This is a genomic window from Hungatella sp. SL.1.14, assembly GCF_024460495.1.
Classification (GTDB): domain Bacteria; phylum Bacillota; class Clostridia; order Lachnospirales; family Lachnospiraceae; genus Hungatella; species Hungatella hathewayi.
On record NZ_JANFYJ010000014.1, the window covers coordinates 54,394 to 77,431 of the forward strand.

The 23,038-nt window shown below is 49.6% G+C and carries 19 protein-coding genes; 1 reads left to right on the forward strand and 18 read right to left on the reverse strand.

The features are described from left to right. From NE473_RS15930 to NE473_RS16000, 15 genes are all read right to left on the reverse strand, one after another. Window positions 1-2,634, reverse strand: a complete 2,634-nt coding sequence (locus tag NE473_RS15930; protein ID WP_055651596.1) for a glycoside hydrolase family 38 N-terminal domain-containing protein — start codon at window positions 2,632-2,634, stop codon at window positions 1-3. Window positions 2,635-2,682: 48 nt separating this feature from the next. Continuing rightward, window positions 2,683-3,786: an ABC transporter ATP-binding protein gene (locus tag NE473_RS15935; RefSeq protein ID WP_022030925.1), complete on the reverse strand. Its 1,104-nt coding sequence runs from the start codon at window positions 3,784-3,786 to the stop codon at window positions 2,683-2,685. A 19-nt stretch (window positions 3,787-3,805) separates the two neighbouring features. Next, a complete protein-coding gene (locus NE473_RS15940; RefSeq protein ID WP_006776451.1) occupies window positions 3,806-4,849 on the reverse strand; it encodes a carbohydrate ABC transporter permease in 1,044 nt (347 codons plus the stop codon). Further along, entirely contained in the window at window positions 4,846-5,796 is a 951-nt protein-coding gene (locus tag NE473_RS15945; protein WP_006776450.1) for a carbohydrate ABC transporter permease, read from the reverse strand. Before NE473_RS15945 ends, NE473_RS15940 begins: the two co-directional genes overlap by 4 nt. Before the next feature lie 180 nt (window positions 5,797-5,976). Then, window positions 5,977-7,332, reverse strand: coding sequence for an ABC transporter substrate-binding protein (locus tag NE473_RS15950; RefSeq protein ID WP_118040580.1), 1,356 nt, complete (start codon window positions 7,330-7,332; stop codon window positions 5,977-5,979). Between the two features lie 109 nt (window positions 7,333-7,441). Next, window positions 7,442-8,524: a CdaR family transcriptional regulator gene (locus NE473_RS15955; RefSeq protein WP_006776447.1), complete on the reverse strand. Its 1,083-nt coding sequence runs from the start codon at window positions 8,522-8,524 to the stop codon at window positions 7,442-7,444. Between the two features lie 22 nt (window positions 8,525-8,546). Continuing rightward, entirely contained in the window at window positions 8,547-9,200 is a 654-nt protein-coding gene (gene pgmB, locus NE473_RS15960; RefSeq protein ID WP_055651595.1) for a beta-phosphoglucomutase, read from the reverse strand. Then, on the reverse strand, window positions 9,175-11,415 hold the full coding sequence (locus NE473_RS15965; RefSeq protein WP_055651594.1) for a glycosyl hydrolase family 65 domain-containing protein: 2,241 nt from the start codon (window positions 11,413-11,415) through the stop codon (window positions 9,175-9,177). The genes pgmB and NE473_RS15965 overlap by 26 nt, the downstream gene beginning before the upstream one ends. Then, window positions 11,412-12,464: a Gfo/Idh/MocA family protein gene (locus tag NE473_RS15970; RefSeq protein ID WP_055651593.1), complete on the reverse strand. Its 1,053-nt coding sequence runs from the start codon at window positions 12,462-12,464 to the stop codon at window positions 11,412-11,414. Before NE473_RS15970 ends, NE473_RS15965 begins: the two co-directional genes overlap by 4 nt. A 29-nt stretch (window positions 12,465-12,493) precedes the next feature. Next, complete coding sequence (locus NE473_RS15975) at window positions 12,494-13,285, reverse strand: sugar phosphate isomerase/epimerase family protein (protein WP_055651592.1); 792 nt, start codon at window positions 13,283-13,285, stop codon at window positions 12,494-12,496. Continuing rightward, on the reverse strand, window positions 13,285-14,349 hold the full coding sequence (locus NE473_RS15980; RefSeq protein WP_006774162.1) for a zinc-dependent alcohol dehydrogenase: 1,065 nt from the start codon (window positions 14,347-14,349) through the stop codon (window positions 13,285-13,287). The genes NE473_RS15975 and NE473_RS15980 overlap by 1 nt, the downstream gene beginning before the upstream one ends. A gap of 23 nt (window positions 14,350-14,372) precedes the next feature. Beyond that, entirely contained in the window at window positions 14,373-15,425 is a 1,053-nt protein-coding gene (locus tag NE473_RS15985; protein WP_055651591.1) for a LacI family DNA-binding transcriptional regulator, read from the reverse strand. Window positions 15,426-15,618: 193 nt separating this feature from the next. Next, window positions 15,619-17,220 (reverse strand): AbgT family transporter, encoded by a 1,602-nt coding sequence (locus NE473_RS15990; protein WP_055651590.1) that lies wholly within the window; start codon window positions 17,218-17,220, stop codon window positions 15,619-15,621. A gap of 53 nt (window positions 17,221-17,273) precedes the next feature. Then, window positions 17,274-17,981 (reverse strand): RluA family pseudouridine synthase, encoded by a 708-nt coding sequence (locus NE473_RS15995; protein WP_055651589.1) that lies wholly within the window; start codon window positions 17,979-17,981, stop codon window positions 17,274-17,276. 11 nt (window positions 17,982-17,992) lie between these two features. Then, window positions 17,993-18,727: a nitroreductase family protein gene (locus NE473_RS16000; RefSeq protein WP_055651588.1), complete on the reverse strand. Its 735-nt coding sequence runs from the start codon at window positions 18,725-18,727 to the stop codon at window positions 17,993-17,995. Between the two features lie 216 nt (window positions 18,728-18,943). Between NE473_RS16000 and trhA the strand changes: the two genes are divergently transcribed. Next, a complete protein-coding gene (trhA, locus tag NE473_RS16005) occupies window positions 18,944-19,591 on the forward strand; it encodes a PAQR family membrane homeostasis protein TrhA (RefSeq protein WP_006774157.1) in 648 nt (215 codons plus the stop codon). On the opposite strand, the gene NE473_RS16010 is transcribed toward trhA, so the two are convergent. The 3 genes from NE473_RS16010 to NE473_RS16020 all read right to left on the reverse strand — a co-directional run bounded on the left by NE473_RS16010 (window position 19,576) and on the right by NE473_RS16020 (window position 23,033). Continuing rightward, the gene (locus tag NE473_RS16010) at window positions 19,576-19,845 is read right to left on the reverse strand and encodes a GIY-YIG nuclease family protein (RefSeq protein WP_022030936.1); all 270 of its coding nucleotides are present in this window, start codon (window positions 19,843-19,845) and stop codon (window positions 19,576-19,578) included. The genes trhA and NE473_RS16010 overlap by 16 nt on opposite strands. 576 nt (window positions 19,846-20,421) lie before the next feature. Further along, window positions 20,422-22,032, reverse strand: a complete 1,611-nt coding sequence (locus NE473_RS16015; protein ID WP_022030937.1) for a DUF3794 and LysM peptidoglycan-binding domain-containing protein — start codon at window positions 22,030-22,032, stop codon at window positions 20,422-20,424. A gap of 77 nt (window positions 22,033-22,109) precedes the next feature. Further along, on the reverse strand, window positions 22,110-23,033 hold the full coding sequence (locus NE473_RS16020) for a tRNA 2-thiocytidine biosynthesis TtcA family protein (RefSeq protein WP_055651587.1): 924 nt from the start codon (window positions 23,031-23,033) through the stop codon (window positions 22,110-22,112). Between the last annotated feature and the right edge of the window lie 5 nt (window positions 23,034-23,038).

Here is a 23,038-nt window from a genome sequence, read left to right on the forward strand (position 1 = left end):
CTATCTCCATGCAATATATAGTGTTATGATTTTTTTTCCCGGTACAGTGCAGGTTATGGTGTCCGCCGTGTGCTCCATCTCCCCTTCCAGTTCTTCCAAAAGGCTGCACGCCCGGCATTCGCGAATCTGCCGGCCGGTACGGATCACCAGTTTTTCCTCACTGCTGTTTCTGTTATAGAACCGCAGTACCGTCCCGTCTTTTGACCGGTGTTTCTTGAGGGCACTGAGCAGAATATTCTCATTGTCAAAACTCAAGAAGGATTTACAGGCTTCTCTGTTATCCGGCAGACACGTCACATTGACTCCATAAAGGGGATACAGGTACTTCTCCGCCTCCCTGGCCGGATTCTGTTCATCAAACAGAATCGCATATTCCACAGTGCTTTCCCCTGACTCTGCAGCCCCCTTTGTCTCCACCACCGGGGTTGTGCTCTCCTGGCCATCCAGCCAGGAGGTCGGAAGGCCATGGAACAAGTAACTTGTACTCCTTAACAGGGTAAGATAAAAGTCTGTTCCCTGCCCGCTTTTCTTCGTGTGGTACTCATAAAGCCCTTTTCCCATCACATGAAAGCTTCCATCCGCTCCCTTAATCCCCGCATACCCGCGCATCGGTTTCAGCAGAGACTGGGTCGATTTAAGCTCCGGTGCAAAAGCCTTCCTCTCACAGTCCCGCTCAGTCTCATCAAAACCTGAATTTGAATATTCCACCGGGGAATGCAATGCAGTCGGGAATCTCGCAAACAGGATATGATCCGAACAGGGATTATCGATCTGTACCGTAAATTCCACCCGGTCTGTTCCCCTGGTCAGGCAGACGACTGTTACAATCCGGCACACCCGATAAGCACCGGAACGCTTCAAAAATCCGCGTTCTGCCCGGTCCGGTATATTCAGCTCCGCTGTTATCTTAAGCTTCTGCGACAACGGGCTGTTATGTATGACTGATACGCCTGTAAGTCTTGCCATCACATGCTCGTCCAGAAGCGGGGACACGTGCTGATACTCATCCCCCGCCTCGCCTCTGTCCACAAAGCTGTTCAGTCCCCGGTAGATCCGTCCGCTTTTTTTATCCAGAACATTGATACTGGCATCCTCATTAACTGTAATGGAAAAGCGCTGGTTTTCAATTTCTGCCCTGGAAGGCTGGCTCCGAACATAGAATTCCTGGCTCCTTTTCTCCAGCAGGCGGCTTTTCTGAATCCGGAAATGCCGGATGGAGAGTGCAGGAACATCGTTTACCGGAAAAAGAATCTTTACACACGTCTCCGGCACCTTCTCCTTGCTGTTATAGAGGTATTCACGGGTAATCACCTCATCCGACCATTCCAGGATTTCATATGGAATTTCCTCATCGTTCTCCCCGTAAAGCACGAAATCCTTCCACGCCCCCGCCTTCTCCAAACGTATCGTCTGTTCGGTCATGCCTGAACAGGCAAACGGGTGGGGATTGAAGACAGCCAGATACGACTCCTCCCCATACTTCCGGCCATACTCTTCCCGTCCGGCCAGCTCCTCCATTGCCATCTCGCTGATCCTTGAGGCTGACTGGAGGGCATGGGTTAAGTAGGACCTGATATCTTCCATCACCTCATCGGTTGAACAACCGGAGACTGCGTCGTGTCCCAGAGAAATGGTAATATTTCTCCATATTTTTCCGAACAGCCCCCCGGGATAGTCAAATCCGCCTCCTGTCCTGGAAGCCAGAACAGCCAGGGGCTCCGCATACCGTTCCACCTCCGACTGTACTGCTGAGAGGAGACGTTTTATCCGGCCCCGGCAGGAAGTGACCGCCGTAGGGTCCGGCCCGTACCGGAAATCCCTCAGTTCTCCTTCAACCGTCCTTAAACAATCAGACTGACTGGCAGCCGCTTTCGCCATCTCCGCATAATCGGCAATCGAGCCATTCTTTATGTCCAGCTCCGGATATGCCTCTTTTACTTCTCTCACCATAGCAGTAAAATCGGGATCCTGATAGAGATGGTCGGAACCGTTGATCAGCAGAAAGGTATTTAAACAGCTGGATTCTTTTAACAGCCGGTATGCATCGTAAAAGTGTTCTGCAGTACTCTTTCCCATTTTTCCCCAGCTCTTCAGGCTCCAGTATCCCAGAATCATATACTCGCACAGGACACGGGATCCGTCCGGGGATTCCCAGTAGAATTCCTTCTCCTTATATTCCGTCCTGTCCATCCCCCGAAAGAAAAAGGCGGTATCGATCCCCACGCCGTTTAATATCTGCGGAAGCTGGGAGATATGGCCGAAATTGTCCGGCACATAGCCCGCGTTTAACTTTCCTCCTACGGACTGGCAGACCTCGTCTCCGAGCAGAAAATTGCGGATCAGCGCCTCCCCGCCGGATAAGAACTCATCCGGAAGATTATAGAGAGGCCCAAATACGAGGCGCCCCTCTGCCGCCAGATTTTCGATCCTTCCTCTGTTTTCAGGGTAGATTTCCAGATAGTCTTCCAGGACTGCTGACTGCCCGTCAAAGGTATAGCACAGAAACTCTTCGTCCTGCTCCAGAAGTGTAATGAGCCGGTTCATCAGGCCACAGAGCCGGATCTGAAACTCCTGAAAGGTACGGTACCATTCACGGTCCCAATGGGTTGACGCTGCGATCAGAATCTTATCCATATTGAATCCTCTTTCCACCGCTTTACGGTTTCCTCACTTATCTGTTTCTTACTTAATACGGAAAGACGTGCTGCGGTCAAAAAACATAACCTTGTCATCCTTAACGTTTAATGCCACATTGGTCTTCGGTGCCATTTCCATGTAGGCAGTGGTATGAATCTTTACTTCATTTCCGCCTATCCTGGTAATCAGGATTGCATGAGATCCCTGAGGTTCTACAAAATCAATTACGGTGTCACATAAATAACCTTTTGTCCGTTCCATGGAAAAGGACAGATCGATATATTCCGGTCTCACACCCAAATCCACCTCTTTGCCTGCATACGGCAAAAGCGCATCCCTTAAGGAATCCGGGACCTGATAATGAATACTGTCATTTACAGCCATGAGACCGTCGGCCGTTTTTTCAATCTTTGTGACAAAGAAATTGGTCGGCGGTGTGCCGATAAACTCCGCGACAAATCTGGTCGCACTGTCCTGATACACCTCCATAGGCGTACCGATCTGTTCGATCTTGCCCTTATACATGACTACGATTCTGTCTGCAAGGCTCATAGCCTCAGACTGGTCATGGGTAACGAAAATGCTGGTAGAATTCTGCTGGATATGAATATTCTTAAGCTCGGTTCTCATCGATACGCGGAGCTTGGCATCCAGATTGGACAGCGGTTCATCCATCAGGAAAATCTTCGGTTTTACAACGATTGCCCTGGATACGGCAACCCTCTGTCTCTGGCCTCCAGACATCTGTGCCGGATAACGGTTTAAAAGTCCAACTATATCGGTAGCTTCCGCAGCCGCCGTCACACGCTTTTTGATCTCAGCCTTCGGCACCTTCTGGAGTTTTAACGGATAGGCGATATTATCGAACACCGTCATGTGAGGCCAGATGGCGTAACTCTGGAATATCATGGATACACCGCGGTCCTTCGGCTTCTTTCCGATTACATCTTCCCCGTCGATTAAGATCTCACCACCGCTGATGTCTTCAAGTCCTGATATCATTCGGATGGTGGTCGTCTTACCGCAGCCGGATGGCCCCAGAAATACAATGAATTCCCCCTTCTCAATGGATAAATTCATATTATTAACAACCAGCGGACCATCTTTCGTATATTTTTTCTGCAAATTTTTGATTTCCAAATAGCTCATAAGCTTCCTCCTATCGTTACTATAATTCTACTCCACCCCACATCTGACCGATATATTTTCTGATAATGAATGTGAACACCAGTGCCGGAAGGATAAGTACAATACTTCCCGCCGCCGCATATTGGATTCCGCTTGAGGTTGTTCCGATCGCCTTATAGACAACCAGGGACAGCGTCTGGTTTTTATTGGTCAGAATCAGGGCTGAAATGGTATCATTCCAGGCTGTTAAAAATGAATACATCGAGCTTGCCGCCAAAGCCGGAAAGGCCAGCGGAAGAGTGATCTTCGCAAAGGTCTGTACACTGTTCGCTCCAAATATCATGGAGGCTTCTTCCAGTTCTTTGTTGATTCCGATAAAGATACTGTTGGTAATCCATGCCGTCAGCGCGATATTAGGAACGGAATAGAGAAGAGCCAGGCCGATCCTCGTATCAAACAGGCCAAACTGAATCAAAAGCATCGCCATAGGAATACTGATTCCCACCACAGGGAACATTCGGACGATTAAAAGTGATACGTGAATCTGTTCCTTAAACTTAAACTGGAACCTGGCCATGGCGAACCCGGCAAGACTGCCGATTCCCAGAGAAATCAGTATCGTATAGAGCGAAACGATGATACTGTTTTTCAGCGCAGCAGCCGCGTTGGGCACGATACTGAAGAACGTCTTAAAATTATAGAACAGGTCTTTCTTATAGGTAAATTCCATGGGGCCGTTCGTAAGAGTCTGCTTAAAATCCTCTGCCAGCTCCTCACCAGGCACCGTTACTGCATACTGTCTGGTAAAGTGCGCTTCCAGTTTGGAGGCTCTCTTCGTCGTGATAATGGATTCATAGCCCTCGCCGCTGTCATAGAAAATCTCGAATTCCCCCTCCGGAGTGGGAGCCACCCTGACGGTAACCGTGCGCTTGGGAATCAGCCTCTTGGGGAATTCTGTCATTTCCACGGAGTTGGAAAATGCAACCGTTGTAAATGCGAGAAGCGGAACTGCCACAAGGAGGACCATGGTCGCCAGGATCAGGGCCATAACAGTTTTCTGTACGATATTCAGTTTGTCCATCATTTTGCTGCCTCCTTCACTTTAGCCGGGCGTTTCCTGCCTGTTTCATGGGAACCGGCTCCTGCGCCTTTCGAAGCCTTTAAGTATACCACTGTCGCACACAATACGATCAGGGTCGTGAGGAAGGACAGGGTAAAGGCAAGCTTCTGGCTCGTGTTGACGCCGGGTACGGCTTCCACGTAGAACGCGATTCGCTCTACCAGGAACGGAACCTTACTGTATCCCAATACCATAACCGCAATCGACCATACCTGTATGGCAGCAATCAGTCTCATAATAATTGACGTGGTAATAGACGGCTTTAAGATTGGAATCACAATATCCTTAAAGGTCTGCCATTTATTAGCTCCGAATAAGTAAGCCGCCTCTTTTAACTCTCTCTGTACCCCCTGAAGTCCTGCAATTAAAATAATCATGACGGAAGGGGTTACGGTCCAGGTGTCGATCAGGATGATCAGGAAGACTGCGGACATTCCCTCCGCCCCCATAAAGACAATAGGTTTGTCAATCAGGTGTAATCCGATCAAAACGGTGTTGATCCAGCCATCTCTGACCAGTCCCGTTTTCCAGAGAATCGCCACTGCGGTCGGGGTGATGGCCATGGGAATCATGGAAATAAACATCAAAAGCTTGGAGCTTTTAAACTTTCTTGAAAGGAGTACGGCTAAGAGAAGCGCCAGAAAATATTGAAGCATCACGGAGACTGCCGCAAAGGTTGCAGTATTAAAAATTGCCGGGCCGATTAAATCGGACTGGGCCATCAGTTTAAAATTGCCCAGAAGTGTGAAATTGCCGTCAAAATCAGTAAAAACCTCTTTTACCCCCGAAAGCACCGGAAGCAGCCAGAATACTGCATAAAAGAGGAATGCCGGGAGCAAAAGCAGATAGGGAATGCTTTTTTTACTGAATATCGTTTTCTTTATCGTCTGTTTTGAATCGTTCTCGTTCAAATAAATCCCCCATTCCTTCAGGCAGGCGAACCTGTCTGTACTTTACTATTGGACCATAAAGAGCCGGAGAGCCAGGCTCGCGCACCGGACAGGCGCACTCCCCTGTCACAGAAAAAGCCTGGAAAATACCCGGTGAAGATCATACCCACACCGCAGCTTTCCAGGCTTTTGCACAATTAATTAATTCTTCAATGCTTCCAGCTTACTCTGCTCTTCTGCAAGGTAATCATCTCCAGGAACTGCTTTATTCTTTAATACGTCGTTAAAAATATCACCGTAAAGCAGTTTTACTGCGTTCCAGTCGGAATACTCTGATGCCGGAACACCGGTAACGATCGTGGTCTTCAGCATCTCAATACCGGCTCTCATAACTACGTCGCTGGACTCCAGAATGTCGCCAACCTCTTCGATCGGGCTTAAGGATCCGCCATAGTTGGAGCAAAATTCATAGTTTACTTCCGGATCTGCAATGTAGTTGATAAATTTCTCCGCCAGTTCCTGATTTGGAGCGCCCTGGGCAATACCGTAGCACCATGCGCCGGACGTGGAGCCCGCCCCCTTGCTGCCTTTAGGCGCTGCGCCGATTACAAAGTTGTTGGGAGCTGCGTTGTAGCTTGTACCCACAGGAGCCATATGTGCAAATGTCAGCCATACATCGCCGCTGTTTAACGGATCTGTCGGTGCAGTGTACTGATCCTGCTCTGCGTAGAATCCATCGCCTGCCGCGATCTGTGCGATAATGCCAAGCGCGTCTTTAAAACCATCAGATGTAAATTCCGGGAATCCGCCGCCGTAAGCCAGGCTCATTCCTCCCATCGGGTATAACAGCTGGGAGCTTGTTAAGTTGGCAGGCATCATGGTCTTTCCTTCTCCCTCACCGGCCGCAATTGCAACCGCCCAGTCAGCGTACTGTTCCCATGTAATACCAGAGACTACATCCTCTTCTGTAAGGCCGTCCGGAAGGTAATCCAGAGCCTTCTTATTTGCGCAGGTCACATATACATCAAAAGTGAATGGAACGAAGTAGCGTACGCCGTCTTTATTTGTTGTGTTGTCAAACATCTGAGTGTAAGTGGAGCCTGTGCTGTTAACCAGTTCCGTAATATCCTGCATCCAGCCGCCGTTCACATATGGCGCCATGTTTGCCGTGTCTGCATAAATAATATCGGTTATGTAATTCTTCCCTTCCTGTTCCGACTGGATCTTCTTAACCGCATCTGCCTGGGCCACGAAATCCACCTCAACGGTGCAGTTATTTTCCTCCTCGAAGTTTTTAAAGAAGGTATCCATTAAATACTGCTTCTCATGAATTTCCGGAGTTCCGCTGTATGTAACCTTTAAAACGTCAGAACCGCCGGCCTCTTTCTTTGCAGCTTCCGTGGCCGGTGCCTCCGTACTCTCCGCTCCGGCTGCAGCAGCCGTTGTCGTCTCGGGAGCCTTTGTCTCTGCCGGTTTTGATGAGCATCCCGCCATACTCGCCGTGGTAATTACCGCCAGTCCAAGTGCCGCTAATTTTTTCGTTAAGTTTTTTTTCATTATTCCCTCTCCTTTACCATTTGTTGATGATAACATTATAACATTCCAATATTCACACTACAATGTGACAGCGCCCAAACCCGAACCTCGCTTTTGTGCATTTGCACAACTACCGTTTTTCTTTATTTCCACCCATTTTAATTACGGCGATATAGAGCATCATCAAGTCTTTCGCCCGCCTTGGGTTCCGGTTCAGCAGTTCCTCGATCTTTGCAAGGCGATAGTTTAACGTATTGCGGTGAATATGCAGCTTGTCGCAGATCTGGGCATAGTTGTCGTTATCTTCCACGTAAGCGGCTATCGTCTCTTTTAAGACGCCGTCCACGTCCCGCTCCTTTAAAAGCTTTAAAATCTCCTCCAGCTCCCTGGTCACTTCTACATTATTCAGAAGGCATTCCAGGGAAACCTCATGGTAGCACAGAATCCGTCTGCGGATATTTAACGCTCTGGCAATGTGAAACGTCTGCATAACGGAATTCGTCGTCCTGCTGGCAATTATGTCTGATTCTCCAATGTAACAGTTCTCCAGGTCTTTGCTGATATCCAGTATTTTTTCCAGACGTGATTTCAGCCGTTTATCTGACCGGAACAGAATAAGAACCTCCTCCATACCCTGGCGCACGATATACTCTCCTGCTGCCAGATGGCTCTTTATGGTTTCTATAATACTGTAGCGGATCCTGCTGCTGGTTATGACGACAGCCGTCCTTGGAATTTTCATATCAATGCCTAAGTACGCTGCCTGATCGTAAAACGCGTCATCGTACTGTTCTCTGCTTAGACTGATCCATTCATACAGGAAATCCTTCAGCCGGCTTTCCTTAATGGAGGACATGTCGCTCAGCAGGCGGTTTTCAATGGTAAGAACCGCTATGGATAAGCAGATCTGGCCGATTGGCATCACTTCCTCAACGTCCCCGCCTATGGCGATCACCCCCAGAATACTGTTATTGTAGATGATTGGAAGGCAGATTCCTCTCTGCTCCGTTGGAGTGTTCTCATATATTACATAGGCTTCCTTCCGCTTCAGCGCAGTCAGCGCCCCTTTGTGAAGAGTTCCGAGAGTGCTTTTATCTCCGCTCGCAAGGATCTCTCCGGCCGTATCAGTAATGTTGATGTTACAGGGAATGATTTTCATGATTCCATCTGCAATCTTCTGAGCATTCTCTGTATTCAGATAATTTTCGTACATGTGATCCCCGCTTTCCAGGACATCAAAAGAGTGCCCGGTAATTCACGTTTGGGAGGAGTCCTGTATGTTCCAGAACTACGTCCGCACCCTTAAGAATTTCTTCGCTGCCAATTCCAATACAGTGCATACCGCCGTTTTTGGCCGCCAGTACGCCCGCCTGCGCATCTTCTATCACAATACAGTTTCCCGGATCCGCACCAAGCTTTGCAGCCGCCGCTAAAAACACCTCCGGATCAGGCTTCGCCTTCACAATTGAAAGGCCATCCACGATGACATCAAACAGATCTTCGATTCCCAGTTTCTGAAGGATCATGCCTCCGCTTTTGCTCGCCGATCCCAGCGCAGTCTTATACCCCTCCGCCCTGATTTTTTTCAGGAATTTAAGGATACCCGGAAGGATCTCCCTCTCATCCAGGCGGTTGATATAAGTGAGATAACTCTTATTTTTCCGGTCCGCAAGCCTTTTCTTTTCCTCTGCCGTCAGTCCGGTTATCCTTCCCGACTTCAGTACAATCTCCAGGGAATCCATCCGGCTCACACCTTTCAGCCGTTCACCTTCCGCCTCCGGGAAATCGAAGCCCAGCTCTCCGGCCAGTTCCTTCCATGCCAGATAATGGTATTTCGCCGTATCCACCACCACGCCATCCAGATCAAATATAAACGCCTGTATCATCATCTTCCTCCGCCGTCACGGCCGCTCCCTCACTGGTCACCACCGCCGTTTTTTTTCTTCCGTGATCCATAAATGAAAAACGTATGGACTGCCAGTGATCCGGCAGATGAGGAGTGAACCGGAACATGTTTCCATCTGTTTTTATCCCTGCAAACCCCCGCAGGATGCAGTTGACGATTCCACCCAGTGATGCAGCGTGTATGCCTTCTGCGGAATCCTTATAACTCATGCCCAGATCGATCTCCATCGCCTGATGGAAAAATCCCATCGCCTTATCCATTTCCCCGATCACTGCCTCCGCCTCTGCGTGAGCACAGAGACTCAGTGAAGAATCATGGGTGTTCAGCGCCTCATAATACTCCACGTTTTTCTTAACCGTTTCAGCGTCAAACCGTTCCGGCAGAAGTTCTAACAACATAACTACATCCGCCTGTTTTAATACCTGCATGTCCACCACCTGGTTCCTGCTGTAATCTTTTAAGATCAGCTGGCGTACATCCGCGTTCCTGTATTTCTCAATATTGGAAAGCTTCTTTTTACTGAGAAAGGTATCATCCTGCGGAATAAGTTTCTCCTCATTCGGTTCCGGCAGATAGAGATGCCGCAGAAAATGGTCAAAACGCTCACTCCATCCCTCTTTCCGACAGGAATCTGCCAGGGGATTGTCCCAGGAGGCCAGCACCTGTCCTGCCGCTTTTACGTTTTCAAAGGCCATATAATTGGTATACGCGTTGTTGTCCACATGCTCTGTATATTCATCCGGGCCGATCACATCCCTGATCTCAAAGCGTCTTTTATCCCCATTCCACACAGCTCTGCTGTACCAGAATACAGCAGTCTCCAGTATCATCCGGCAGCCGTACTGATCCATGAAATTCCGGTCGCCGGTGGCCCGGTAATAGGAGATCAGACCATAGATGATATCAGCAGTCACATGATGTTCTTTGATTCCGGACCATACCTTCGCAGCCTTTCCTGTATGAATGTCGATTGCCGCGTACAGGGGAGTCTCCTCCTCGCCGGATGCCGCTGCCTCCCAGGGATACATGGCTCCGGAATAACCGTACTCTTCCGCCTTTTTTCGTGCTCCTGCCAGACCACGGTACCGGTAAAGCAGCAGATTGCGTGCCGTCTCCGGGAACATCTGTATAAAAAAAGGCATGATGAAGATCTCTGTATCCCAGAAAACATGACCCTTATAGCCTTCTCCAGTCAGTCCCTTGGCTGCTATGCTGCAGGAATCTCCCTCCCATGGAACCATGCCGGCCAGATGATACTCTGCAAATTCAACGGCTGCCCGTTCTTCTTTTGCAGCCCCGGTAATCTCAATGGCCGCCATATCCCAGAAACGTTCGAATGCATCTCTGTGCCGGCGGTTCAATTCACCATAGCCGGCCTTCAACGCTTCAGCCAGTACATCAGTCATCTCCACCAGAACCTGCCCGTCCGTCTTCCCGGAAGATTCTTTCCTGTTTTCCACATCAAACAGCGTATATTTACTGATTGTCCACACTTCTCCAGGCTGCAGTTCCTTTTTAAAATCCTGATAAACCGCTCTTCGCTCCAGATGAAATGCCGCAGGTTCCCGGCTCTCCCCCGTGCTGCAGACGGTCATAACGGATAGTATCTGCCCGTCATCGCAGCCGCATTCAAGGAACAGCCGGCAATGTTCAAACACCCTCGCTTCCATGCAGTCAAAATGAGCCACTCCGCTGTTTGTAATCTGTCCGTTGATCCCGGTGGAAAGTTCAAGAACTCCGCCTTCCTCACAGGATATTTGCAGCTGATGACAAAACAGCCGCCTGTTGTCCGCGGAGGCAAACCGTCTTGCTGTAAGATGTACGCCTCCGGCAGACTTCATCTCACAACCGATCCGGCTCTCCAGTTCTCCGTACCTTGTATACAGAGACCGCTCGTACTCCGTCAGACAGCATGAATCCAACCGCAGATTCTCCCCATTAATTCTTATTCTGAATTCGGTGACATCCGGGCAGTTGACCAGTTCCGTCACCTCGTGAATACCTGCCTTATGGTACAGACCACAGATGAAGGTCCCCCTCGACTCATCCAGCTGCTTCGTCTCGAAAGACGCCCGAACGCCCAGAAAACCATTGCATTGTGCGAAAACGGCCTCTGTCTTTTTGTTGTAATCGGGATTCCTCTCCGGTTCGTAAAAGCGAAACCCCTTTTCCTTCTCCTCTGTTCCGTAATAAATCATAGATCCCCGTTCCCATATATAACCGGTCTGCCTGTTCCGGCGGATTGATATAAACCGGTAATCAGCTTCTGCACATAGACGGCCTGATCCGGCGTGACTAGTATATCTGCCCGGCCCATGCAGCTCTCCACAAAGTTACGTATACAGTCGTAGTGCCAGTCTTTCGTCTCTTCAAAGGGATAGACCGAATTGACCTGATGTCCGTCCTCGTCACCGTAAATTTCGAAAGGGAACACGCTGATTCCCCGTTTATCACCGTACAGACGAACATTTCTCTCTTCCTTCTCCGCAATATTGATCGTAAAGGAAGTTCTTACCGTTAAGGAACCGCCGTTGGAAAAATGAATAAATCCGAATAAGCTGTCTTCAACTCCGAATCTGGCTCCATCCCAGCTTCCCAGGAATCCCGTTCCGCCCTGTTTTCCAATCCGGTCCGAGGAAGAAGCACAGACGTACGATACTTCCGGATAATCCAGCAGATAAACGGCCAGATCCAGCATATGGGCACCGATATCGATCAGCGGTCCGCCACCCTGTATCTCCAGATTTGTAAAACTGCCCCAGCCAGGAATTCCCCGTCTTCTGAGCCATGTCACGTCCCCGGCGTACAGAGTACCCATCTCACCGGCTTCCACCTTCTTCTTCAGGAAGGCAATCGTTTCCGCATGACGGAAATGGAATCCGAACGTTAAAATTCTGCTGCACCGCCTTGCAGTATCCCGCATTCTTTCGGCTTCTTTTAAAGTAACCGCAGGCGGCTTCTCACACAGAACGTGACAGCCGTATTCCAGGCACAGGCACGTCATATCGCAATGAAACTTGTTCGGCACACAGATACTGACCGCATCCGGCCGTATTTCCTTCAGCATGGTCTCCGCATCTGTATACCAGGATGGTATATGGAATTCATCAGCCGCCATTTTTGCCGCGTTCTGATTTACATCGCAGACCGCACATATCTCCACGTCCGGGAGACTCTTATAATGATTGATATGGGAGGTCCGGGCTACCTGCCCGGCCCCGATAACTGCTACCCTGAGTATGCTCATGGCCTTCTCCTGTTTTCATGCAAACTGTCTTACATAAACTGTTTCATATAGGCAATGGAATCCACGTAAACCTTCAGAGGGTCTTCCCCGCGGATTCTTCCTTCATTGACAACGGCGCCGTCATAACCGATCCGCTTTAGCGTCTCCATATGGCGTTTGAAATCAATACTTCCCGTGCCCGGCTGGTATCTGTGATTCTCCGCGATGTGGATATGGCCTATGTAATCCCGATACTTCTCCAGTGTCTCGGAAATATCATCTTCCTCAATAGACATATGATAGAAGTCTCCCGTAATCTTCACCATCTCAAATTTTCCTTCGTCGATAATGGAAACCGCGTCTGCTGTCGTATTGAGCATATGGTCCTGATATCGGTTCAGGGGTTCTAAGTAGATATAGATCCCGCACTCTTTAGCTGTCTCTTCAAGCTGGCTTAAGGAATCCAGAATCGCTTTTCTGTCCCCTTCGCGGCTTCTCGGTGATACCATCGGCGGAAGACGGTAGGTAAACATCCCCCAGGCCGCAGGAACCACCACCCCGGTTCCGCCCACTTCCTTTAAGTTCCTGATAATTACCTTTAAATCAGCGATTCCGTTTAACCTCTTCTCTTCAATAAAATCACCAATCCATCCACGGTATCCGCCGCAGGCGCTGGAGACCGGAAGTCCTGACTCCCGGATGGCACGCTTAATCTCATCCGGTTTTTCCATCAGAACCTTTCCATCGATCTCAAAACATTCGAAACCGATTGATTTTACAAATTTAAATTTCTCTGTTAAATCCTGCGGAAAAAAATCCCTGTCCTGTGTACCAAGCAGCATTATTCTTCACCTCCAAATATAACCCCCATCTTAATGCTCTTTTCCTGTTCCTTATCCATATAGGTACAGATTCCCTCTGCCGAATCCTCAAATTTCACAACCGGATCGATGATCTCGGAGCAGTCTAAATATCCGCTCATCAGCATATCCCAAACCACGTCTTCGATTCTCTTACGGTTCCATCTCGGATAATCCGGATTCGGTTCACTGCACGCTCTCGAGAAGACGATCTTTCCGTAATTGTAATGTGCTTCCTGTCCCAGCCAGAGTCCCGCCGGAAATGGCTTTGCAAATGCCAGATAGGCGATCGTTCCTCCATATGCCAGCCCCTTTAACGCGGACTGCAAAGCCTGTACACTGCCGCTGGTCTCCAGAATCGCATCCGCTCCCATCTTACCGGTAATTCGTTTGATCTCATATCCCACATCACAGGCTGTCGGGTCCAGACAATAATCTGCGCCATACTTTCCGGCAATCTCTCTCCTCTTTTCAATGGGGTCAACTGCGATAACTATGGAGGCACCTGATTTCTTTGCCATCTGAACCGCCAGCTGTCCGATTGCCCCCAGTCCGATTACCACCACGTTGTCTCCGGAGCGGACATTGGCATCCCGAATTCCGCCTAATGCAAACTGAGCCGGATCGTAGCATACAGCATTCTTTGCAGAAGCTTCCTTACTCATCTTTCTCAGCTTATAATTGTCCACGGCATTTACGATCTCTGTTTCCCTGATTGGCCCGTAGGAACAAACTCTGTCCCCTACTGCATATTCCGTAACATCGGCTCCCGCTTCAATAATCGTTCCAACAAACATATTGCCGATGGGAAGATCGCCAAATTCTATGCCGCGTGGTTCGTCCGCGTCTCTCTCCACAAACACCTTCCAGTCATTATCGAATTTTCCGTCGATAAAAGGCGTCGTTCCTCTGAAATCGGCAAGCTCTGTTCCATGCTTCGGTGCAGCGAACTCCACTTTCACTCTCACTTCACTGCTCTGAATCGGTCTGTCCTCATACTCTTTTAATTCGGCTGTTCTTGGTGCCGTAGCTACAAGCTTCTTCATGGTGCTTCCTCCAAACTTTTCTTCTATTCTTTTATGGTTTTATCTGTTTTTTCCTCTGTACCGGTGATTCCTGTCGATTCCCGTTCAATGATCGTGGACGGCAGAAAAATCTGATTATGGGCCACGGACTCATGACTCTGTCTTTTTTGGAGAAGAGACTGGAGTACGGTAATACAGTTCTCCGCCAGACCTTCAAAGTCCTGCCCCAGAGACGACAGGGACGGATACGCTTCCTCGTTGACAGCCAGGTCGTCTGCCGACAGCACTCCCAAATCCTGAGGAATCCTGTATCCACACTCAGCCGCAGCTCTGTAGATTCCAAGGAACCTGTCGTCTCCGTTTGTGAAAATGCAGTCTGCCTCCCCTGCCTGCAGCAGCTCTCTGGTTCTCTCATACGCGGTCTTCGCGTCTCTCACTCCATATATCACGCGGCCTTCCGGAACTGCCTCTAAAAAACCGCCGACACGCAGCTTCGTCGAATAGAACCCCACATCATTCGTCAAGTAACAAATCTTCTTAAAACCCTTTTCTTTTAAATACCTGCCTCCCTTTAATCCCACATCAAAGTTGTCGAGGCTGACCGCCGGGATATCCTGTTCCTCCGGCTGTCCGAGAACCACATACGGAGTTCCGGTTCGTTTCAAATACCCGACTCGCTGATCTTCAGCCATGTATTCCAGCAAAATGGCCCCATCGGCGATTCCGCTGGAAAGCAGGTAAAATCCGTCCGTCTCATCTTCCAGAAAACCATGGCTGTCGGATGGAGACACGATAATCTTTAAACCGATTCCGCTGGAATAACGGAACAGATACTTAAGCATCCGGCTTCTCCATAAGTTCATATAATCGCCGTTGTGCTTATCCAGAAAGACTATGATGATGTTGGTCCTGTTCTGTTTTAAACCTTTGGCCAGAAGGTTTACCTGGAAACCGCACTGCTCCATCGATCTCCGGACCGCTTCCCTCGTCTTCGGACTCACCTGCTCCGGATGATTTAATACTCTGGAAACTGTCTTTAAAGACACACCGCAGTGCTCAGCAATCTGCATCATATTCGCTTTTTGAATCTCAACCACCCTCTCTCCGCCTTTATTTTGTCCTACGTTGTCATTTTAGAACAAACCAATTTCATTGTCAATTTACCAGCGCATTCTTTATGCATTTATTTGAATTCTCCATTGGCGATTGTGCAGATGCACAAAGAGGATCAACATGCAAAAAAAGAACCGGATACTGGTTTAGTTGTGCCAGTATCCGGCCCTCCCCTTCTCATGATATCATCAATCCCGCTCCCGGCCCCAGAGGAAGCCCGGCCGCCATCCACAGGATAAGCAGCAGCGACCACCCGATCAGGAAGCAGATACAGTATGGAAGCATGGTGGATACCAGCGTTCCGATCCCGGAATTATCATCGTATTTCTTTGCAAACACCACAACCATGGCAAAATAGGCCATCAGCGGTGTAATGAGGTTAGTACACGAATCCCCGATACGGTACGCCACCTGCACCAGTTCCGGCGAATAGCCCAGCAGCATGAACATGGGGACAAAAACGGGAGCCAGGATCGTCCACTTGGCAGAGGCCGACCCCATAAACAGGTTAATAAGTGATGCAAGCAGAATAAACAGCACCATTAAAACCGGCCCTCCCGTTCCAATCCGGCCCAGAACGGAGGCCCCCTTTAACGCCAGGATCGTCCCCAGCTTCGTATAATTAAAGTAACTGATAAACTGAGCCGCCGCAAATGACAGCGCAATATAGCCTCCCATGGCTTCCATGTTGCTTCCAAGCTGGGCACAGACATCTTTCTCGCCTTTGTACGCACCGGAAACACGTCCGTAAACCACGGAGGGCACAAAAAACAGCAGGGCAATCAGCACAATTAAGCCTGTCATAAATGGAGACGATGATATCAGGCTTTTCGTCTCCGGATTTCTGAAAAAAGAATCCTGCGGCCATGCCAGAAGGGTAATCGCCGCGGCCAGCAGCAGAAAACTTGTATTAGCCAGGCGGAGCGCCTTTCTCTCCCGGTCTGTCAGAGAGACCGACGCCCGGTCATCCGGTTCGCCGGCCGCGCTGGCCTGGCCTCCTTCTCCGGGCTTCGCTTTGGTTCCCCCAGCCAGACGCGGTTCCACGATCCGGTCTGTCACCCAGCTTCCCAGTGCCACGATCAGAAAGGTAGACACGATCATAAAATACCAGTTTGCCGACGGTTCCACGATGTAACCGGGAGAGACCAGCTGGGCCGCCTCCGTGCTGATTCCGGCCAGCATGGGATCCAGCGTACCGATCAGTAAATTGGCGGAGAAGCCTCCTGACACCCCCGCAAAGGCGGCCGCAATTCCGGCAATCGGATGGCGGCCGCAGGCCAGAAATACCATTGCCCCCAGCGGAATCAGCACCACATACCCAACATCCGAGGCCACATTAGACATGACACCCAGAAATACCAGCATCGGTGTTACCAGCTTTGCGGGCGTCACCGACACAGTCTTTTTCAGCAGTGCAGACAAGTATCCGCTCCCCTCCGCGCAGCCTACGCCCAGCATGGTAACCAGAACTACGCCCAGCGGGGCAAACTCGGTAAAATTGCTGACCATGTGAGTCAGCATATAGACCAGGCCGTCACGGTCCAGCAAACTGACTGCCGATACGGTCTGCGTCGTCACCTCCATGGTCTTACTGTCTATCACTTCGCCTTCTGCCGATATCCCTGCCGCAGCCAGGATTCCCGATAAAAGAACGATAAAAAGGGCAAGCGCTGCAAACATGGTAATTGGATGAGGCAGCCGGTTGCCCACTTGCTCTACGGTATTAAGAAAACGGAAAATCAGTGATTTTCTTTCTTTTTTCCCTTCATTCTGTTTCATAATAGAATAGACACCTCCTCAGTCTTTTCTATTTTTACCAGAATGAGGTATAGTTATGTATGCGTGTCTGCTAAATAATCAAAGTCAAACTGATAAAACGCCGCTCCCTGAGGCTTTACCGTAAACTTCATCCTCTTTTTGTTCCCCGGATGGGTAAAAGAGAGCTTCCAGGCGCAGAGAGCCACATTTCTCTGGCCGGTCACCTTCGGGCCGTCTGGATTGTACTTCAAATCGCCTAAAAGCGGGGTCCCATGTCCCGAGAGCTGAACGCGGATCTGATGATGGCGCCCTGTCTTTAAATCAATTTCCATAAGGCAGAGCGGGCCGCCCTCTCCTTCCAGTTCCGCCAGCACCCGGTAGCTTAATTCCGCCCTCTTTGCATCGGTTATCCCCTTATCCACAATTTTTGAAATATTATTTTTCCCGTCTTTCCACAAATAATCCACGTACGTCCCAAAGTTTTCCACAGGTTTTCCACAAACAACAGCCAGATACCTTTTCTCCGTCTGATGCTCAGAAATCTGCTTACTTAAAGCCCCCGCGGCCTCTTTTGTTTTTCCAAAAACAAGTATTCCACCAACCGGTTTATCCAGCCTGTGGATAACTCCCACATATGGATCCCCCTTTTTTGGGGACAAACTGTTGATATGTTTCTTTACTTCGCTGACCATGTCCGGTTCGAAGGACCGGCTGGACTGAGACTCAATTCCCGCCGGTTTCTCCACAACGATTATCTGATCATCTTCATACAGTATATTCATCTTCCACTCCACTATTCTGCCCACTGCCTCATCATGACTTCCACGGACCGGCTCATCTCTGCACTGAAATCGGAATTCCATTTTCGTTTGCAGAATGCATGCAGCCAGCGGTCAAATTCTTCTTCCGTCTTTCCCTGACGGTCAGAAAGATACTGCGCATACTCTGACGCCTCCTGTCTGCGGTATGTATTCTCAGATACAACCGCCTGCGCCGGCAGCCGAACCGGCTTTTCCCGTTCCTCCTGCTGCTTCGTGGGATAGCCGAAGACTACCATGGCAGTCGGCACCACATACTTCGGCAGATGAAGAAGCTCCCTGTGTGTCTCATACCGCTCCATAATATCACCGATATAACAGGAACCAATTCCCAGGGCCTGTGCCGCTGTCACCGCGTTCTGGGCGGCAATCAGCGCGTCGCAGGATGCCAGCATAAAGTCTCCCATGCCCGGCTTTCTGACTTCCTCCTCGCGCTGCAAAAACAGATCATACCATTTCTGGTAATCGGCGCAGAAGACCAGCACCATAGGGGCTTTTGCAATAAAAGGCTGATTGTCACAGGTAACAGCCAGCGTCTCCTTAAGCTTCTGATCGGTCACGTCAATAATGGAATAAAGCGTCATATTCCCCGCACTGGGCGCCTGAATGGCCGCCTGAATCACCATCTCCTTCTTCTCCGGTTCGATTGGACGTTCCTCGTAGGCACGCACCGATTTTCTCTCATATAATTCCTGTATTGTCTGATTCATGTTGTCATTTCCTCCCTGCATAAAGTATATAAGTATCTTACACTGTTTTTTTAATTATTTCAGTATAATCTTTTATTTCGTGCACTTTATTTTTTTAACTTTTTGGGAAATCCATTGCATTTTTCCTCCACAAGTTGTATAGTATATAAAAAGAGAACATGTAGTTTTGATAACTACATCACATAATTATTATAATTCGACAAGGAGGAGACCATTATGAAATTCAAAATCAAGGACCCCGGAAGCGCTATCACACATTTTATCGGCATGCTCATGGCACTGTTTGCCGCCACACCGCTTCTTTTAAAAGCGGCGGCCGACGACAGCCTCCATCTTGCTGCGCTGTCCATATTCATTATCAGTATGATTCTGCTTTATGCAGCCAGTACCATTTACCACACACTGGACATTTCTCCAAATGTGAACAGGATTTTGAAGAAAATCGACCATATGATGATTTTCATATTAATAGCAGGTACGTATACTCCGATCTGCCTGATCGTCCTGGGAGACAGGACCGGCTGGGGACTTCTGGCACTGGTCTGGGGGATCGCGATTGCCGGCATCATCATCAAGGCCTGCTGGATCTACTGTCCCAAGTGGTTCTCCTCCGTCCTCTATATCGCCATGGGCTGGATATGCGTCCTGGCATTTACAAAGATCACCAGCGCCCTTCCAAGAGCCGCCTTTGGCTGGCTTCTGGCCGGCGGTATCATCTACACAGTGGGTGGAATCATCTATGCGCTGAAGCTGCCGATCTTCAACTCGAAACACAGGAATTTCGGCTCTCATGAAATATTCCACTTATTCGTTATGGGCGGAAGCCTCTGCCATTATATTATGATGTATCAGTTTGTAGCATAAGATGCATCGGACGTGAAAGCCGCCACCAGGTCCAGCTTGTCCTTTCTGGAAAGCCTCTTGATGGCGGCCTCACGCTGCATGGCCTCCTCCTTCGTCTCGAAGATCTCATAATACGCCAGAGAGACCGGTCTGCGTCCTCTGGTATATTTTGCGCCCTTCCCTTCGTTATGCGCCTTTAAACGCTTGTCCAGCTGGTTTGTCCAGCCGCAGTACAGCGTATCGTCTGCGCATTTCAGCAAATACGTATAATTCATCTTCCGTTGCTCCTGTTTCTGAAATTCCCCATTCTTTCTGCTTCCGGCCGCATCACACCGTCTGGACATCGTCCGGCAGCCGCCGGCCTGATCCATGTTATGTAAACGGTAATCACGTCTTGCAATCACGTCACTACCGCCCAGGAATGTTCCCCTGTGATCTATTTCAAGCACCAGCTGGATGCGTTATGGCGCCGTCTGGGGTACTGCATAGCTATAATATATTATATAACATCAGAGGCAAATGTGTGAACACAAAATATCGGAATTTCCATACCGGTGAATGCCTCCGCGCATCCTGCGCATATTATTCCTGTAGCCCGGAAATACAGCATCGTTTTGGCCTGCTTCCGATAAAGCGGCCATTTTCATACCATGGATCATAAAACTGACGAAACAGGCTCAGCCTGTCCCTGCAAATGGGTAAAATGTCCCCGCCACGGTGACTGCGGCTCCTGCAGAGAGCACCACGAAAAAGAGAAAAAGTTCCCGCCCTTCTGCGAAAAGAATCCGGGAAAGAAAAAGGGCGGCGCAGGCTCCTCCAAATAAGCCTGATACCGCCCCATGCGCATCCCCCTACGACATTTCCTTCACCAGCAGCAGACGGTCTCCCGGTTTAATCAGGCTGTCAGTCAGTCCATTGGTCGTCATGATGGTTTCCACCGTCGTGTGGAATTTTTTTGCTATTTTCCACAGAGAATCCCCTGGCTGGACAATGTAACCCACAATTCCCGGCATCTGCTGCAGTTTTTTTAAATCCATCGGAGCTTCCGACACATTTTTAATCACCTGCTCGCATACCGGCTGGAGAGCCAGTAAATCCAGTGCAATGGTGGCTTTCACCTCCACAGAGCCGCCTCCCATCATCACGGCGCTCATCTGCTCCAGCCCCGGAACCAGCTGGCAGATGGTCTTCTCATTGATTCCCGGCGCCTCGATTAGATAATGGAAGGGGATTACCTCCACCGACGACTGAATCGGCTGGGTATCGTCTGCGGTTAAATAGAGCAGGCTTACCTCCAGCACGCCCTCCACATGGAGCCCGTCGTCCTTTACCTCTGTCTCGTCGATCTTTACCATACCCTCGCTGTGACAGATCTGGAGGATTCGGTCTGCATGATCCATGTTCAGCTTTTCGGCAATCTTACATTTGCTCATGTTCTTGGTGAGCACCTTATCGAAGCACGCTTCTCCCGTCTCGAGAGACAGTTCCCGGTTTGTGGAATAGAGATCGCTTAACAGTTCCATACTCTCTTCCCGGTAGAGCTTCATATCCAGTTCCAGAACTGCGTCCACATCGAGCTCCCGCATCTCCCCGTCATAGTCGGGCTTCGCTTCAATCTCCCGATGAATCAGATGAACCGATACCGAAGGAACCATCTCCTCGGAGGCCTCTGACAAATCCAGCTCTCCGGAAAACGGAATGCTCTCTTCCAGCCACTGAACCGGCGCGTCTTCCCCTTCTCCCTGATAAATGACGAAGACCATCACTTCCCCATCCAGGACCATTTTCCCATCTAACGGGCGGGTGGTTATGCCGCGAAGCTTCATCTCACTCCACAGAATGTGATCAATATTCGGCTTATTTCCGGACAACTGTAAATTCTCCTTGATCCGGTATGTATCCTTGCGGCGTACCGCAATGGCCGCCACATCCACATTGCGGCGCAGCACCTCCACCTGAGGCGTCCCGTTTAAATCGCTTCCGCCTCCCATGGCAGCCGGCGTCCCTGCGCCTGCCGTACCGGTGTCCAATTCTACGGCAGCCTCTACATCGTAGAGAGTCTCCACCTTTACTTCCAGTGTCACAATAGCTTTGATGCTTAACTTTCTGGAATTGATCATGCCGGCATTTAAATCTTCCAGATCCCAGCTCAGCTGCACATAGTCCTTCTCCTCCAGCCCCGGTACGTTGATGGGCTCTTCAAAGGAAATGGATCCGCCCAAAGCCTGCAGTCCTCCCTCTGACTTCCTGTATAAGATGTTAAAATCCATTTTTCCCCGCACCAGAACCCGTTCTCCCTGGTTTTTCACGGATTCGATGACGATTTCTCCGGAATCGAGAATGACCTGATCCACATCATCCATGGTATCCGGAACGATAAAATCATCGTCGAGGGTTATCTGTGACGTCGCATTTCCTTTCCAACGGTTCATATGTATGTTTTTCTTCACCAGCTCCAACATAAAAAAGCACCTGCCTTACCTTCTATATTCCTTTAAGAAAGTTTATGCAGGTGCATGTTCCAATATTACGTTAATCTTCATTCCTGTTCAGCGTGACACAGGGCTGCTAAATCTCCGTCTGATTCATACTCTTCCAGGAAATGATGGCGCTTCCCGTTTTTTACATATCCGATACAGGCGTCTAAATTGACGTTGGATACGCTCTTGAAGATATTATTTTCAATGTTGGGATTGATTTTCCGGAATTCCTCTATCAGTTCCTTCATCTCCTGGCGCTTTGAGGAGTGGACGATATCGCCGCCTGCCATCCCGTCCGCTGTATTCTCGGCTCTCATGGCGCGTTCTTTGGCGATGGCCTCCGTGAACCTGCAGGCACACTGCAGGAATTGGAGACCGTTCTCCTCCTTCCAGTCGATGATGGCCCGCTCCTTTACGAAGTACAGCGGTCTCAAAAGCTCCATCCCTTCAAAATTCGTACTGTGAAGCTTCGGCATCATGGTGTTGACCTGGCCGCCGTACAGCATGCTCATCAGCACGGTCTCTATCACATCATCGAAATGATGCCCCAGGGCAATCTTATTACAGCCTAATTCCTTCGCATGGGCGTAGAGGAAGCCGCGGCGCATGCGCGCGCAGAGATAACACGGGGATTCATCCACATCTACCACCACGTCGAAGATATCGGACTCGAAAATCTCGATGGGGATCTCCATCAGGGCCGCATTTTCCTCGATTAACTTCCGGTTGGCCGGATGGTAGCCCGGATCCATCACCAGAAAGTGAAGCCCGAACTTCATCTTTCCATGGCGGAGAATCTCCTGCATGCATTTTGCCAGCAGCATGGAATCCTTGCCGCCGGAGATGCAGACAGCGATGTTGTCTCCCTCCTCAATCATCTTATACTCATTCAGCGCGTCCACAAAGGGGCGCCATATTTCTTTGCGGTAATTCTTAATAATGCTGCGCTCTATCTGCTGGCAGCGTGTCTTTGGTTCCTTCATCTGGT

What these genes read in the sequence shown, in the direction of transcription:
- NE473_RS15930 (WP_055651596.1), bottom strand. Translation starts at nt 2,634, where the DNA reads ATGGATAAGATTCTGATCGCAGCGTCAACCCATTGGGACCGTGAATGG.
- NE473_RS15990 (WP_055651590.1), bottom strand. Translation starts at nt 17,220, where the DNA reads ATGAAACAGAATGAAGGGAAAAAAGAAAGAAAATCACTGATTTTCCGT.
- trhA (WP_006774157.1), top strand. Translation starts at nt 18,944, where the DNA reads ATGAAATTCAAAATCAAGGACCCCGGAAGCGCTATCACACATTTTATC.
- NE473_RS15980 (WP_006774162.1), bottom strand. Translation starts at nt 14,349, where the DNA reads ATGAAGAAGCTTGTAGCTACGGCACCAAGAACAGCCGAATTAAAAGAG.
- NE473_RS16015 (WP_022030937.1), bottom strand. Translation starts at nt 22,032, where the DNA reads ATGTTGGAGCTGGTGAAGAAAAACATACATATGAACCGTTGGAAAGGA.
- NE473_RS15995 (WP_055651589.1), bottom strand. Translation starts at nt 17,981, where the DNA reads ATGAATATACTGTATGAAGATGATCAGATAATCGTTGTGGAGAAACCG.
- NE473_RS16010 (WP_022030936.1), bottom strand. Translation starts at nt 19,845, where the DNA reads ATGAATTATACGTATTTGCTGAAATGCGCAGACGATACGCTGTACTGC.
- NE473_RS15975 (WP_055651592.1), bottom strand. Translation starts at nt 13,285, where the DNA reads ATGCTGCTTGGTACACAGGACAGGGATTTTTTTCCGCAGGATTTAACA.
- NE473_RS16020 (WP_055651587.1), bottom strand. Translation starts at nt 23,033, where the DNA reads ATGAAGGAACCAAAGACACGCTGCCAGCAGATAGAGCGCAGCATTATT.
- NE473_RS15970 (WP_055651593.1), bottom strand. Translation starts at nt 12,464, where the DNA reads ATGAGCATACTCAGGGTAGCAGTTATCGGGGCCGGGCAGGTAGCCCGG.
- NE473_RS15950 (WP_118040580.1), bottom strand. Translation starts at nt 7,332, where the DNA reads ATGAAAAAAAACTTAACGAAAAAATTAGCGGCACTTGGACTGGCGGTA.
- NE473_RS15935 (WP_022030925.1), bottom strand. Translation starts at nt 3,786, where the DNA reads ATGAGCTATTTGGAAATCAAAAATTTGCAGAAAAAATATACGAAAGAT.
- NE473_RS15940 (WP_006776451.1), bottom strand. Translation starts at nt 4,849, where the DNA reads ATGATGGACAAACTGAATATCGTACAGAAAACTGTTATGGCCCTGATC.
- pgmB (WP_055651595.1), bottom strand. Translation starts at nt 9,200, where the DNA reads ATGATGATACAGGCGTTTATATTTGATCTGGATGGCGTGGTGGTGGAT.
- NE473_RS15965 (WP_055651594.1), bottom strand. Translation starts at nt 11,415, where the DNA reads ATGATTTATTACGGAACAGAGGAGAAGGAAAAGGGGTTTCGCTTTTAC.
- NE473_RS15955 (WP_006776447.1), bottom strand. Translation starts at nt 8,524, where the DNA reads ATGTACGAAAATTATCTGAATACAGAGAATGCTCAGAAGATTGCAGAT.
- NE473_RS16000 (WP_055651588.1), bottom strand. Translation starts at nt 18,727, where the DNA reads ATGAATCAGACAATACAGGAATTATATGAGAGAAAATCGGTGCGTGCC.